This is a genomic window from Desulfallas sp. Bu1-1 (assembly GCF_015594625.1).
GTDB lineage: Bacteria > Bacillota > Desulfotomaculia > Desulfotomaculales > Desulfallaceae > JADNRQ01.
Map to the genome: position 1 here is coordinate 1 of NZ_JADNRQ010000023.1, position 13752 is coordinate 13752.

Annotated in this window: 13 protein-coding genes; 5 read left to right on the forward strand and 8 right to left on the reverse strand. The window is 44.5% G+C overall.

Translation table 11 applies throughout. The annotated features are described in order from the left end of the window. The first annotated feature begins 149 nt into the window (after nucleotides 1-149). From IT084_RS15175 to IT084_RS15190, 4 genes are all read left to right on the forward strand, one after another. The gene (locus IT084_RS15175; RefSeq protein ID WP_195713736.1) at nucleotides 150-599 is read left to right on the forward strand and encodes a hypothetical protein; all 450 of its coding nucleotides are present in this window, start codon (nucleotides 150-152) and stop codon (nucleotides 597-599) included. Between the two features lie 335 nt (nucleotides 600-934). Next, a complete protein-coding gene (locus IT084_RS15180; protein ID WP_195713737.1) occupies nucleotides 935-2578 on the forward strand; it encodes a class I adenylate-forming enzyme family protein in 1644 nt (547 codons plus the stop codon). A gap of 167 nt (nucleotides 2579-2745) precedes the next feature. Further along, nucleotides 2746-3705, forward strand: a complete 960-nt coding sequence (locus IT084_RS15185; protein WP_195713738.1) for a hypothetical protein — start codon at nucleotides 2746-2748, stop codon at nucleotides 3703-3705. A 118-nt stretch (nucleotides 3706-3823) separates the two neighbouring features. Next, a complete protein-coding gene (locus tag IT084_RS15190; RefSeq protein WP_195713739.1) occupies nucleotides 3824-4264 on the forward strand; it encodes a thioesterase family protein in 441 nt (146 codons plus the stop codon). Here the strand turns inward: IT084_RS15190 and IT084_RS19070 are convergent. From IT084_RS19070 to IT084_RS15230, 8 genes are all read right to left on the reverse strand, one after another. Further along, complete coding sequence (locus IT084_RS19070) at nucleotides 4221-4562, reverse strand: Druantia anti-phage system protein DruA (RefSeq protein WP_195713773.1); 342 nt, start codon at nucleotides 4560-4562, stop codon at nucleotides 4221-4223. The genes IT084_RS15190 and IT084_RS19070 overlap by 44 nt on opposite strands. Then, nucleotides 4528-4872 (reverse strand): transposase, encoded by a 345-nt coding sequence (locus IT084_RS19075; protein WP_195713740.1) that lies wholly within the window; start codon nucleotides 4870-4872, stop codon nucleotides 4528-4530. The genes IT084_RS19070 and IT084_RS19075 overlap by 35 nt, the downstream gene beginning before the upstream one ends. Next, complete coding sequence (locus IT084_RS15205) at nucleotides 4832-5884, reverse strand: 4Fe-4S binding protein (protein ID WP_195713741.1); 1053 nt, start codon at nucleotides 5882-5884, stop codon at nucleotides 4832-4834. Before IT084_RS15205 ends, IT084_RS19075 begins: the two co-directional genes overlap by 41 nt. 123 nt (nucleotides 5885-6007) lie before the next feature. Then, nucleotides 6008-6577, reverse strand: a complete 570-nt coding sequence (locus IT084_RS15210; RefSeq protein ID WP_195713742.1) for an FAD-dependent oxidoreductase — start codon at nucleotides 6575-6577, stop codon at nucleotides 6008-6010. 266 nt (nucleotides 6578-6843) lie between these two features. Continuing rightward, the gene (locus IT084_RS15215; RefSeq protein ID WP_195713743.1) at nucleotides 6844-8367 is read right to left on the reverse strand and encodes a class I adenylate-forming enzyme family protein; all 1524 of its coding nucleotides are present in this window, start codon (nucleotides 8365-8367) and stop codon (nucleotides 6844-6846) included. A gap of 138 nt (nucleotides 8368-8505) precedes the next feature. Continuing rightward, nucleotides 8506-9690: an iron-containing alcohol dehydrogenase gene (locus IT084_RS15220; protein ID WP_195713744.1), complete on the reverse strand. Its 1185-nt coding sequence runs from the start codon at nucleotides 9688-9690 to the stop codon at nucleotides 8506-8508. A gap of 58 nt (nucleotides 9691-9748) precedes the next feature. Further along, nucleotides 9749-9994, reverse strand: a complete 246-nt coding sequence (locus IT084_RS15225; protein ID WP_195713745.1) for a MoaD/ThiS family protein — start codon at nucleotides 9992-9994, stop codon at nucleotides 9749-9751. A 103-nt stretch (nucleotides 9995-10097) separates the two neighbouring features. Beyond that, the gene (locus IT084_RS15230; RefSeq protein WP_195713746.1) at nucleotides 10098-11963 is read right to left on the reverse strand and encodes an aldehyde ferredoxin oxidoreductase family protein; all 1866 of its coding nucleotides are present in this window, start codon (nucleotides 11961-11963) and stop codon (nucleotides 10098-10100) included. A gap of 590 nt (nucleotides 11964-12553) precedes the next feature. On the opposite strand from IT084_RS15230, the gene IT084_RS15235 reads away from it, so the two are divergent. Next, on the forward strand, nucleotides 12554-13720 hold the full coding sequence (locus IT084_RS15235) for a MaoC family dehydratase N-terminal domain-containing protein (protein ID WP_195713747.1): 1167 nt from the start codon (nucleotides 12554-12556) through the stop codon (nucleotides 13718-13720). The last annotated feature ends 32 nt before the right edge of the window (nucleotides 13721-13752 follow it).

A 13752-nucleotide genomic window follows, 5' to 3' on the forward strand; every position in this document is an offset into this window, starting at 1 on the left:
TAATAATATCTAAATCAAGTATTTTGGCCATGATATAAAATCAAGGGGGGTTTTTGAGGTGAAGCTAAAAAAATGCAAAAAAATAAAGCCTGTATTTACAAGGCTTTAAGATTTTTCGAATGTACTATTGAAGATATGGGAGGTGCGAAATGAAGCCCACCGTTCCAGTCGCCCTTGATGCAGCGCTGCGGGAAGTTAAGGACATGATAAAGACTGAGACAGATGCCCGCAAGAGAATGAATTTGATCTCCCTGGTTACTGTTCTCATTGCTATAAGAAGGGATTGGGATAGTGCTGCCGCAAGCAGGGTGGAAGATATCGAGGCGATGACCAATATTTTTAAGCGTGGTGCTGAGTTAGCGCCAGAACCACTTCGCCAATCCCTGAGCGAAGCTGTGAACCAAGCCGAACAAAACCGTGGTGACCTACGGATGTCGGCTCTTGACGCTACTCTCGACAGATTGAAAGCAGTTCTTATTGATTTGCAAATCTGGCTTGAGTCCAATGCATCTGAGGAAGGGCAAGCCCTTCTTGAGGAAGTGTATTCTTTCCTCAAGCGCAGGGCGAGTCGACTTGCCATGTTGAAAAAGATGTGGTAAGAGCGGCAGTTAATATAGTAATATATTCTTTTCTATACAAAAGCTGTTTGCAGGGTGGGAGGCCTTTGCCTATCTGAAGTACCTCGAAGAAAAACGGGTTATTGAAAGGAGAGTGGGAGACCGGAAGGTTGTATTCTTATTAAGATAGGTTGACGACGGAAGCTGTATTGGTAAAAATAGAAGTGTTTTTCGAGTAGGGAAAACAATGTTTAGAGGAGTCTTCAAATTTTTTCGGCATTTTAATCTCTGTATTGATAGTGATACTTGCGGATGTGGATGAAGCAGAACTATGGAAGCTTTAGGATCTGAAAGGAAAGGAAAGGAAGGTTTATAAGATGACAAAATACGGATTAATTGTCAATCCTGAAGATTTATGGGAAATGAGTTTGGGTGATATTTGTGCCCGGATGGCTGCCAAAATCCCTGACAAAACTGCTATTATTGAACCTAATAGGTCTTGTACTTATAAAGAACTAAACGATATGGCTGACGCACTTGCTGCCGGACTGGCTTCCATTGGCGTAAAGAAGGGTGACTGTGTGGGGATAATACTTCAATCCTCTATTGAAGCGATAGCCGCTTATGTGGGTGTGGCTAAGGCGGGAGCGATTACACTGGGTATAAATCCTCGATATAGAGAACACGAACTTCGCTTTTTGCTTGAAAACTCGGGATTATCAACAATGATCACCATGAACCGACTAGGTGATTATGATTACATTTCTTTGCTTAAGGGTTTACAAAAGGACATACCATCTTTACACAATTTGGTTGCAATGGAGCCAACCGAACATTCAGATATTTTTATATATAGGGATTTGGTCGAAGCGCACAGGGCTGATAAATATAACCATCCTGTGATAGACACTAAAAAAGATCTGATTATATTGATGTATACTTCAGGGACCACCGGTGTGCCCAAGGGAGCGACGGCTACACACTATCAATATATCAGAAATTCCTCTCAATTTATAGAACGCCTGGGAGTGACAGCGGACGATGTGATCCTCACCCAGTTGCCCTGGTTCCATGCTTTTGCCCTTATCCTTTGCTTAAACCTCGGCATTATTACCGGCGCTACTATGGTTATACAGGACCCGTATAACCCGGTAGAAACATTAAAAATGATTGAGAAATACAAATGTACAATTCATCACGGTACGCCGGCTATGTTTCTTATGGAACTGAACCACAAGGATTTTAATAAGTACGACCTTTCCAGCCTCAGGGCCGGTGTGGCATCCGGGGCGGCTTTTTCCTCCGATTTATTGCTCAGGATTAAAAAAGAAATGAATTTAAATGTTATTTCAGCGTGGGGTATGACGGAACTATCCGGGGGAGGCTGCTCTACTAAATTATCTGATTCCAATGAATTAAAGACACAAACTGTCGGTTTGCCAAGTAAGGACTGCAAGGTAAAAGTTTGCGATAGCAATGGACAGGAATTACCGATAGGTGAAGTTGGTGAACTCTGGTTTTGGGGTTGGCTGGTTACACCCGGATATTGGAATAATGAAGCAGAAACGAAAAAGCAGATAACCGCTGACGGTTGGTTAAAAACCGGCGACCTGTGTAGAATTTTAGAAAACGGTTATGTGCAATATGTTGGCCGGCTAAAGGAAATGATCAACAGGGGTGGATACAAAGTGTATCCAAATGAAGTAGAGGATATTCTTCTTAAACACCCTAAAGTACACGAAGTTGCTGTAGTAGGAATACCGAATGAAATTCTCGGCGAGTTAATCTGTGCGTGTGTTATTCCCAAAGACAAGAATAATCCCCCGGATATCATTGAATTAAGGGAACACTGCAAAGATAAAATTGCTGATTACAAGTTGCCGGACGAACTATGTATAATGGATGATTTCCCCAGGACGGCAAGTGGGAAGTTTAGGAAATTCGGTGACAATGGTATTCGTGACATAGCAATAAACCAGTATCGCCAAAACTATCGCAGTTATATTAAGCATCATAATTAGTTAGCTACTGAGGAAGCATGTTAAGTATTAATGATTGATGCGGTCATTAGAATAAAAAATCTAAGGAGAAAATGTAAGACTAAAGAGAAAGGGGGTACTGGAAGTAGGGAGATGGTGTACTGAAAGTTTTTGTATATAGAAAAATAAGAAAGATAAGGGGAATTGTAATGGATTTTTCGTATCCCGGAGCGGAAAAGCGTCATGCGCCGATAGATAATAACCCGAAATGGAGCGAAAGTTACTACTTCGAATTCTATGATCCGAAAAGCACTGTAGGGGGTTTATTTCGCATCGGCATACTTGAGAACTCCCAAATTTCGAACATGTGGTTCGTTCTGTTCAAGGATAGAAAGCTTGTTCACAACCGTTTCTGTGCGGCGTCGCCCTATACTTCGAGGCGGATGGCTGACGGGGTCGAGGTTGCCAACTTGCGTATAACCGGTATTGAGCCTCTGAAAAAAGCGCTGGTTGAGTACTCACTTGATCAATTCTCTATAAGCCTGACATTTGACGCCACGGCGCCGATGGTCGACACTATTGAGATGACAAGGGGAAAATATGATAAGGAACCGGCGTTCAGACATCTGGAAGGACCGGCGCGGGTTAACGGCACACTCATTTTGCGGGGAGCGAAAACCGATATAGTAGACGGCTACTGTGTTCGTGATATCAGCTGGGGTGTACGCGACTGGGAGAGGATGGTCTACTACACGCTGAGCTGGCCTTTTTTCACCAATGGCCAGGTAGCCGTAATTACGCAACCATTATTCGATAAGGGCAAAATGGGCTACATGAGGGCATTTTACGATGGCAAGCAGTGGTTGCAGATCCGCGAAGTCGAAGATAATATTGAGTTAGCCGTGGACGGGATGGCCGTCAAATCATTGCACTATCGTTTTCGGGACAGCAATGACAAGTTATGGGAATATACTGCTAAGCCCATCTTTAATTATCTGATCCCAATTGATGGATTTGTAATAAGCATGAATTGGATGGAGTACCGACTTAACGATGGCACGGTCGGCTACGGGACCTGCGAGTACGGTTTCCGTCTCCCCTGGGATGAAAGCTTTTTACCCCCGGACCGACGAGAAAAGCCTGAGATGAATGGCTCAGGCACACGATAGGATTCTGCCGGAGACAGCAGGGATGACCGGATGGTTACCCTGCTTTTTCGCTAAAGAAATTTTTATACAATTCAGAGATTTTTTGGGTCGCTTTGATTAAGAAGGAGGGTTCTTTATAGTGGGTTACCAGTATCGTGTATCATTTTCCGATATAGATTATGGTAGGATTTTATTTTACGGAAAAGTATATTCCATAGTTGAGAAGGCCAGCGAGGAATTTTACCTGGAACATGGCATTGATTTACGTGACCTGATAGGGAAGCGCCATATCGGCGTTCCCCTTGTTGAATCGCGATGCCAATACATTTCACCAATGAAATACTTGGATGTAGTAAATGTCGATCTAGGTGCAGTAGACCTGACAAGAAAAGGATTCCGGCTTTTATTCAATCTTAGTGTTTTGCCCGAGGGGAGATTGGCAGCGGCGGGTTATTTAAAATTCCGCTTTGTTAATACAAAGGAATTTAAAGGTATTGAAATTCCCCATGAAATTGAAAAACTTTTTTCGAAGCTTGTTACTTTAGAACCGCTGTTTGATCCATTTCAGGTTCAAAAGTAAAAACTCTGCCATATAGAGAAAGTAAAGAGTTTCGGTGAACTACGTAGGTGCGGTAAGGACATTTACGGAAGTTTTTCTCCAGAGGGAAGAGAAATACATACTTAATAGGTTTATTCTTGAGTTTGTGGATGTCGAGCTTGTCTCGTCCCTGGGTCTGCCCGACATAGATCCAGTTTGCCGCGCGGTAGCAGGTTCCATGAAATCGGTTTTGTTCTACGATGTTTTCCATCAAAACAGGCCGATAGGCATATAGCTCCTCCCAATCAGAGGCAACCTGGGCGGCTAAAAAGCTGAGAATAGCGGTTTGAGGTCTTAACCTTCACCTCTTCTAAAACCTTCCAGCCCGTCTCGTCGGACTGCCTCAAACCAGTAGACCGGCAATGGGCACGGATAGCTTCGTAGAGGGATGCCGGCAAAAAGGCCACCTGCTGGAGCACTCCTACCAGGGTACCTTGGGACATATCCAGTCCTTCCATATGCAAGGCGGTTTCGATTCGGTGTAAGGGAAGGCCTAGTACGAACTTCTCTATCAATAGCCGGGCAATGAATCCGGCAATAAATAGTCCTTTACAATTTTTTTGTGGCTGTAATTCTGGCGACCAGTTCACCCGTGGTAGCCGGCGGTGGCTGGTGATTTGCGCGTTTTTCCAGGCGCAGCGCGCCGGTAGGGCAGGTGGATACGCAAAGGCCGCAGCCGATGCACTTTTCAGGGTGAAAAACGGCATGGTCACCCTCTATGTTTAGCGCCTTGACCGGGCAGCGTTCCTCCGCGCATATCCCGCAGCCTGTGCACAGGGAACCGTCCAGCCTGGCCTGGTAGCTGGATTTGGCCACGGCATTCGTGTAGTTGTGCTCGGTGATTAGCCTCAGGAAGTGGCAGCAGCAGGGGCAGCAGTTGCAGAGGAAAAGCAATTTATCGGCAGCGTTGTTGCCGGTGTGCACCAGCCCCGCTTCCTCCGCCCGCTTAAGCACCTCCACGGCCTCCTGGAGGGATATTAACCTGGCCATTTCCCTCTCAGCCAGAAAACTGGCCGCCCCGTCAAAGGCAAGACACACGTCGAGGGGCTTGTCGCAGTTGCCGGCGGAAATCCGGCAGGCGCAATTGGCGAGGGCTATTGCTTTGGTTCTTTCCATCATTTTTGAGGCCACTTCAAAGGGGAGTATTTCGTATTCTTCCGTCAGCGCCTCTTCAGCCGGAAAAACCCTGGTCCAGGGGGGGCTGGCTGAGGCCAGCTCAGCCGCCATAGCCCGCATGTAATAGGCGTGCCAGAGTTTGGCAAGCCTTTTCAGTGTTTCACCGTCCACGCCCTTTATGATCGGATACTCGAACAGCCCCGGGTAGTTGGGCAGCAGCGCGTAGGCAGGCTGGCCGTCCAGTTTTTTGGCCAGCACTGAGCCCCTGTCGGCCATGGCCTCCAGCTTTTGCAGCGCCTCTTTCTCCGGCATGCCGGCCCTGCGGGCTATCTCTCCCGCCGTTCTGAGCTTGAAGTCCATCAGGGCGGCCAGTTCCACCTCCCCCGGTGGAAAAAGTATTTTCAGTATTTCCAGGAATTCTTCGCTCGGAGGGGCTCCCATGGGGTGGGTGTCCAGGGTTTGCTGGAGCTTATGGTAATGATGCATAAAGTTGTCCTCCTCTTTGAGTTTAATCTCTCGGAAAACCAAAAGTATATTTTTAGAAATATTCCTACCTAAATCACTGCAAATACTCTAACCATATGATAATGGTCTTGCGACCGCGCCCGGTTATAACTGCCCGGCCAAATCAAAGCCTTCCCTGATGGCTTCGGTGATTTTCCTGGGACTGGCGGCATCTCCGATCACATGCAGTTCCGCCACCTTCTCACGCAACTGGCCTTCCAGTTCCCTTACAGACTGGGAGCCCACTGTCAGTACAACCGTGTCGGCGGGAACCAGGGTCTCCTGCCCGTCCCTCTCTACGACGACACCGTTACTGTTCACCCGTTTCACCCTGACCTGGTCTATTACATTAATACCCAGCCGTTTGATGTTCTTCATCACGACCCAGCGGGTGCTGCTGCCGATGTCTCTGCCAATGCCTTTCAATAACTCTAAAATAGTCACATTTTTTACGCCCCTGTTTAAAAGCTGCATCAGGGTTTCGTAGGATTCCGCCTCATTCACCATAAGAAATTTAAGTATATCAGCGCTTAATGTCCCTATCTCCGCAATGGTTATAGCGGTTTCACAGCCCACCGCGCCGCCGCCGATGACAACAATATCGCGACTTCCAAACTGCCGATTCTTACAGGCGACAACAGCATTAACATTGTTTATGACCTCCTCATTTGACAAAATAATCAACACCACTGATTTCAGTCATTGCACCTTCCCACATACCAAATCAGGCTTGTTTATAGCAAGAACTATGCCGAGTCTATTTAGCAGGGCGGGCAATCCTAATGGGATAAGATAACTTTTTAATAATTCTATATATGATCGTAAACGCATTATGTTGAAACTTCCCAATTGGTTGGCCGAAAGCCTCCCTTTTCTTGGCGTATTCAATGGCTCCTTTGTGAACTAAGCGATTCCATTAAGTCAAATTGGGTAACCTTATTTTACTGAATATACTTTATCTTACCAAACCTTTCTTTTAACTCTCGCTTAAGTATTTTATTGCTGGCACTTTTAGGCAGTTCGTTAACGAAAAATACAACCTTTGGCTTCTTATACCCCGCGAGCTTTTCCGCGCAAAATTCAATTACTTCTTTTTCCGTCAGGTTGGTTTCCGGTCTAGGAACTACTACAGCTCCGACTATTTCTCCCCAAAAATTATCTTCAATCCCGATTACCGCTGCTTCGAGAACTTTGGGATGAGTATAAAGCACATCCTCAACCTCTTTGCAGTAGACATTTTCGCCACCGCTAATGATCATATCTTTTTTGCGATCAACAAAATACAAAAAACCATCCTCGTCAAGTTTGCCCAAATCTCCGGTACGTAGCCAGTCACCCCAAAAGGCTTCTTTGGTTGCCTGACGATCGTCATAATACTCTTTCATGACATTAGGAGCCCTTAAGCAAATTTCTCCAACTTCTCCACAAGGTAGTTCCAACCCATTTTCATTCATTATCCGGACTTCTACGTTAACGTGCGGCTTACCGACACTGTCCATTTTTGTGGGAAAATCGTTCACCTTGAGTCCGGTTGCTGTAGAACACTCCGTTAAACCATAACCGTTCCATAATTGTGCTTCGGCAAATAAATCGCTTGCTTCCTTTAAAAGTTCCACCGGCACAGTTGCTGCACCCATAGTTAGTTTTTTTAGGGAAGAAACATCATATTTCTTGTAATGGGGGACATCTTTAAGCATTGTAAACATTGTAGGTATCAAGACCGTGAGAGTAACCTTTTCTTTTTCAATCAGTTCAAGAAATTGATTGGGCCTGTATTTATTCATAATAATGTTTGTGGCTCCCACAAAAACTACAGCTAATGAACGATGAAGAGCAGCCGTATGAAACATTGGCGAGGGAGTCAAGGCTATATCTTCTGAGACGTAATTGAAAGTGGTCATTATGTTAATACAACTAAAGATTTGTGCCTTGTGAGTCAAGACCGCGCCTTTTGGTTTCCCAGTTGTTCCCGAAGTATACATAATCATGGAAATATCATCATCATCAAGATTAATTGGGGACCTTTGCGGAAGAGATTCATTTAGTAAAAATGTATAGTTCTGATTTGGATCTTGACCAACAGCAATGCATTTTTCTAGTTTTGTTTTTGTGAGCAAAGTTTCAATAGTTACTGAAAATTCTGCATCGTGGATAAGAAACTTAGTGCCGCTTTGGTTTAAAATATATTCTAGCTCAGCTGGTTTTAAGCGGTAGTTTAATGGAATTAGAACTCCTCCTGCCCTGGCGACTCCAAAAACGCATTCTAAAAATTCAGGGCAATTATATAATAATACACCCACCTTATCACCTTTATGAATTCCCATGGAAAGCAAAGCGTTAGCAAGGCGATCGGCGTTTCCATTTAGTTTCTGATAGGTGAATTTTCTATTTTCGTAAATAATTGCTATCTTTTTGGGGTATTTACTTGCTGCCCGTTCGAGAATATAACTTAGGGTTATTTTCATGATGCTTCTCTCCCTGATATAAATTTGAAGAATTTAATTTACACCCCCGGAAAGCCTTTGTTGAAAAGAAGAATAAAAGTATCAGCCCGCTTTACCTAATCTGTGAGCGGGCTGATATATCAATTTAAAATCCCAAATCTATTTCTTAAAAGCTTTATCAATAATTTTCTCTATAACCGAAGTTGGTATTTCTTGATAAGCAACCGGATCAGTCTTTATCAGATTTATAATTTCCTGTCGTTTCTCCTTTGTATCAAGGGCTACGTCAAATACCGTAGGTGCACCGGTATCGGCCTGCAGTTTCCTGACAGAAGCAATAGTAAGTGCCAATAATTCCTCAGGTGATTTATTTTCGGTATTAATATCCCATGCCTGAGCCATACCAGCAATCCTGCCAATGCACCATTCAGGATAGGCCTCCATTACAATAGGCAGCGCTATACAACAACCAGCCCCATGTGGTACATGATATTTGGCACCAACTGCATGACTGATATTATGGGCAGGGATATTCGCTCCGGCCCAGATAAATGCCTGGATGGCGAGAGTGCTGGCCTGAAGCAGGTTAATTCTAGCTTCGAGATTTTTACCATCTGCCACAGCAATGGGCAAATATTTTTTAATAAGACGAACAGCATGAAGAGAAAGAGCATCTGTCATAGCAAATGGGGCACTATTGAAATACCCTTCCATGGCATGAGACAGAGCATCAAAACCAGTCTCGGCCGTGAGACGAGGCGGTAGCGATACTGTTACTTCGGGGTCAAGAATGGCATAATCGGCGGAAATATTATAGTGAACAATGGCGCCTTTTTGGTTTAGCTTTTTATTTAATATTACCGCCGCGCATGATACTTCCGATCCAGTACCGGCTGTTGTCGGTATGGAAATATGAGGAATACCCAGATGTTTGGCCTCGGGTTTCATATATATTCCCATGTTGTTGGGCATTAAGTCCAGCACATCGATTGCTCCCATGCCCAGCATCATCTTTACACCCTTGGCTACATCCATAACGCTTCCGCCGCCTATAGTCAAGATGCTGTCAATTGCATTTAACCTGCACCAGCGAGCGCATTCATTAACGCTGGTCGAATCGGCATCATACGCAGCTTGATCATATATGCCAATCAGCTTTACTTGATCCTGCTTTTCCCAACTATTTATTACCATATCAACGACGCCGGCAGCTACCAACCCTTTATCCGTAATGATGGCCATTCTTTTTGCGCCCAAATCTGAAAAATATTTAGGTACTAAACTTCTGCTTCCTACGCCTCCTACAACAATGGTTGGCCAATCCCATGAAAAATTGGATATCATTAATATCAACCTCCTGTTTTTATATTTCTAATCCTAATATCTGGTAGCCATTAAGTCATTATCCGCCGGCCAATATTTGAAAAAACATCACTTTATCCCCATCTTTTAGTATTTGTTCCCGTGATGCCCTTTTTTCATTGACAATTACTGTGGTATCTTCACGATCCAGAGGAATATCGACCAATTTATTACTCAATACATTAATTAGATTTTCTACAGAGGTTCCCTCCGATATATCAATTTTCAATTCATCAGCTCCGAAAATGGTTTTGTTTGGAATAAATAGTTTTACGAAAACCTGCATGTTTGCCTTCTTCCTTTTTATTCTCCAATGTAACTTCTGCTCGAAACTGGATAGTAAGCAGAAGCTAAAATAGCAACTTTTTCTGCTAGTTCTTTAACATTTTTCAAATATTAAGATCTTTAATAACATCTTCCAAACCGCCTAGCTGTTCTAGTGAACTCCGGCTTGGTATCCATGTTGACGGATTCCAATCCATCGCTTCTACGAAGTTTTTGGTTAATAATTCATAGTCAACTGTTACACCTGAAGCAGGTCCGGTCTCCAAAGGAGGCTCTCCCGCAAACCTCTTGTTTGGGATGTTAATGTTTGATGGGGTCCAGCCTTCCCGCAGGTTGAATGCGTGTCTCATGTTAAATATCCGCATGCCAGTCTGAAGCAGGTCCTCTTCTCCTAATTCCCATCCGGTAACTGCTTTGATGTATTCAGAGTGACTCTTAATACCAAACATATCGGGAAACAAACACAAGCCTAAGCAATTAACAATTTCCACTCCAGCCGTTATAGTCTTATCCATTTGTCCTGTTCCCTCATAGTTATACTTGGTCTTCGGTGTTGCTAAATTGTACCATCCCAAACCACCTTTAACGTGACGGCCTGGAGTGGGGTCCGAATAGTATGTCCTGCTAAAGCCAGGGCTAAATCTCGAATCGTGCATTGGCAGTTCTATACCATTTATTGTTACTAAACACTCAAAGCCTTTTCCTAACTTATTGGCCGCACCCAGAGAACCAAGAGCAAGCAATTTCCCAAACTCGGTGCTTTGGTCTGCCATAACCTGCACAGCTTGAACTATAGCGTCGGCATTGCCCCAATTGAGTTCAATCCCGCAGGTTTCTTCCAAAGTAATTATCCCTTTTTCATAACACTCCATAGCCCAAGCAATAGTGCCTGCAACAGCAATTGTATCCATACCCATGATGTTGCATATATGATTGCATTTCATCATTGCTTCGTAATTGGTATTCATCATCAAAGAACCAAACCCCACAAGTGACTCGTATTCGGGACGGCCTGTTTCACCAACCGCGTATTTACCTTCCTTGGAATTGTATATTGCTCCACATCCAATAACGCATTCAGCACAGGCATACTTCTTAACTCTGTACTTTTCATCCGCTACTTGAGGACTCATTTCTTTGGATCCATCCTCGCCGAAGTCGCTAAATCCTACGCCAGTCCAGTTTTTTACCGGTCCGTCGCCGCCAAGAATAGCTTCAACAACACCCATGCCTGTACCGTACCTGGAAAGCGTCTCGATAATGGGAGAGACAGGACCGTTTTTCATTGCAGCGACAATATTCTTATTAACTGTCTTCAAATACTCAGGATTTGCAATGGGCACCTGAAGCGTTCCGCGTACCGCGATAGCTTTCAGATTTTTGGAACCCATAACCGCTCCGGATCCCCCACGCCCTGCCGCCCTGTGTCCATCGTTCATAACCGAAGCAATTAACGACATCTTTTCTCCTGCAGGGCCGATCATTGCAACACGGAGATTTTTTTCTCCCAATTCCTCTTTTATAGTATTCTCCGTATCAACTATGTCTTTCCCCCACAATCCCGACGCGTCCCTTATTTCTACCTTGCCATTATTGATCCACAGATATACCGGATCCTTCGCGGCACCCTTTATAAATACACCGTCAAATCCCGCTTTTCTCAGCTCAGGTCCGAAATAACCGCCTGAATTTGCATCGTTCCAGCCTCTTGTAACAGGAGACTTGCAAACTACCATGTAGCGTCCACTGAATAATGCCTTGGTTCCGGTCAAAAGACCGGGTATAAACCCCAAAACATTATCAGGGCCAAGCGGATCTACTCCTGGCTTCATCTCGTTATACAATACCCGTGCTCCTATACCGTATCCACCGATGAAATTTTTGGCTATTTCCTCTGAAAGTTTACGTTCCTCAATAGTTCCGTCAGTTAGATTAACAAAAAGCAGTTTTCCCATAAATCCGTTTAACATATTCTACCTCCTCTTAAGGGATAATGCCTGCTGTTCGGGTTCAGAAATTTCAGAAAATATACCCCACACAGTCATCGATAGCCCTTTCTGTTTCACGTTTTTACCTTGCGAACTGTTAATGTCAGAGGCTCTTGTTTTTGTGAAATGTTTGATTTTCGGAAAACTTACACGAAATTCATTAGACATCCAACTATACCTGTATCAAAACATGCTAGACAACCCCCTTTTCATCTTATCGTCTCTTCCAGGCTTGACTACCATTAATTTACACTTAATATCTTTGGCCCCGATTTTTTATTACGCAAAAACTATGCCAATTCTATCAACAAGGCCATTACTCCCTAAGACCTGTGACTTTCTGAGAATTTATTGAATTCATGCAATTTTTCTTGCAAAAAGGCAAAAATAATTGCCCATGAAGAGGGAAAAACCGTGTTGCTATCCGGCTTTTGAACTGGCATAGAAATTGCGAATTAAGCCATAGAAGGGGTACCGTAAAGGGAGGGGGTAGAAATAAGCATTTACGGTTGAGCATTGATCATCCAGTAAAAAATCCATTGAATATTTGGTATAAGGGGGACATGAAACAAATGGCAGAAATAATAGCGAGTATGGCGGAGGGAAGAATTACAGAAGAGGCCCTTGCTAAATTTCGCGAAAGAATCGGCATAAAACTCCGGATAAACAACATCTTTAATGAGTGGGTAACCGCAGATTCCGTGAGGCACTTCGTTGATGGTATCGGGGACCCCAATCCGCTTTGGGTTGATGAGGAATACGCCAGGAAAACGGCCTGGGGCGGGTTGATAGCGCCGCCGAGCATTTTACACAGTATTTTTCCAGGGTGGGTTTTACAGGGTTTACCCGGGGTACAGGGCTTTCATACAGGGTCGGAATGGACTTTTTACAAGCCAGCGCGGCTGGGCGACAAAATCACACCGGAGTGCGTTTTCACGGGTTTTGAAGAAAAGAAGAGCACTTTTGCGGGCAGGATGATTATGGAATACCAGGAGTCCAAATATTACAATCAGGACAACGAACTTCTGGCCAAGGTGAACTTGTGGATAACACGTGTGGAAAGAGAAGCGTCAAGGTCAAAAGGAAAATATTCAGGTATCCAGTTGCCCCACCCCTGGACGGAAGAGGAGTTGGCCAGGGTTGAAGAGGCTGTCTTAAATGAAGAAATTCGCGGTGGAAGGGTCCGGTACTGGGAGGACGTGCAGGAGGGCGAGGAGTTGCCCCCTGTGGTGAAAGGGCCCCTCGGGTTGACTGATATGGTGGCTTTTTGTATCGGCGCGGCGCCCATAAAGATCCAGGCTCATGGCCTGTCTTTAAGGAATTATCGCAGGCATCCCGCCTGGGCGTTCAGGGATAAAGAAACCAGTGCTCTGGAGCCCATTTATAGTGTGCATTATAACAAATCAGCTGCTTTAGCGGTGGGAGTGCCTTATCCTTACGATGTCGGGGTCCAGAGGCATTGCTGGCTTATTCACTTGTTGACCAACTGGATCGGGGACGACGGATGGTTGAAAAAGTGCTACGCCGAATATCGTAAATTTGTATACTTCTCTGATGTAGTTTGGATGAAAGGGAAGGTAACAAGGAAATATATCGATGAAGACGGTGAATATGCCGTTGACATTGAAACTCACGGAATAAATCAAAGGGGTGAAGACACCATTCCCGGACATTCCACGGTAGTGCTGCCTTCCCGTGAAGCCGGCACCTCTCCGGTAGCCCGCCGGCGGAGAAAATAACTATACTGTACTTAGATAAAAAAAGGTGGTTT

Bases quoted from the DNA above. Each gene is read 5' to 3' on its own strand.
- IT084_RS15180 (WP_195713737.1), top strand. From the start codon at position 935: ATGACAAAATACGGATTAATTGTCAATCCTGAAGATTTATGGGAAATG.
- IT084_RS15215 (WP_195713743.1), bottom strand. From the start codon at position 8,367: ATGAAAATAACCCTAAGTTATATTCTCGAACGGGCAGCAAGTAAATAC.
- IT084_RS15220 (WP_195713744.1), bottom strand. From the start codon at position 9,690: ATGATATCCAATTTTTCATGGGATTGGCCAACCATTGTTGTAGGAGGC.
- IT084_RS15230 (WP_195713746.1), bottom strand. From the start codon at position 11,963: ATGTTAAACGGATTTATGGGAAAACTGCTTTTTGTTAATCTAACTGAC.
- IT084_RS15235 (WP_195713747.1), top strand. From the start codon at position 12,554: ATGGCAGAAATAATAGCGAGTATGGCGGAGGGAAGAATTACAGAAGAG.
- IT084_RS15205 (WP_195713741.1), bottom strand. From the start codon at position 5,884: ATGCATCATTACCATAAGCTCCAGCAAACCCTGGACACCCACCCCATG.
- IT084_RS15175 (WP_195713736.1), top strand. From the start codon at position 150: ATGAAGCCCACCGTTCCAGTCGCCCTTGATGCAGCGCTGCGGGAAGTT.
- IT084_RS15185 (WP_195713738.1), top strand. From the start codon at position 2,746: ATGGATTTTTCGTATCCCGGAGCGGAAAAGCGTCATGCGCCGATAGAT.
- IT084_RS15225 (WP_195713745.1), bottom strand. From the start codon at position 9,994: ATGCAGGTTTTCGTAAAACTATTTATTCCAAACAAAACCATTTTCGGA.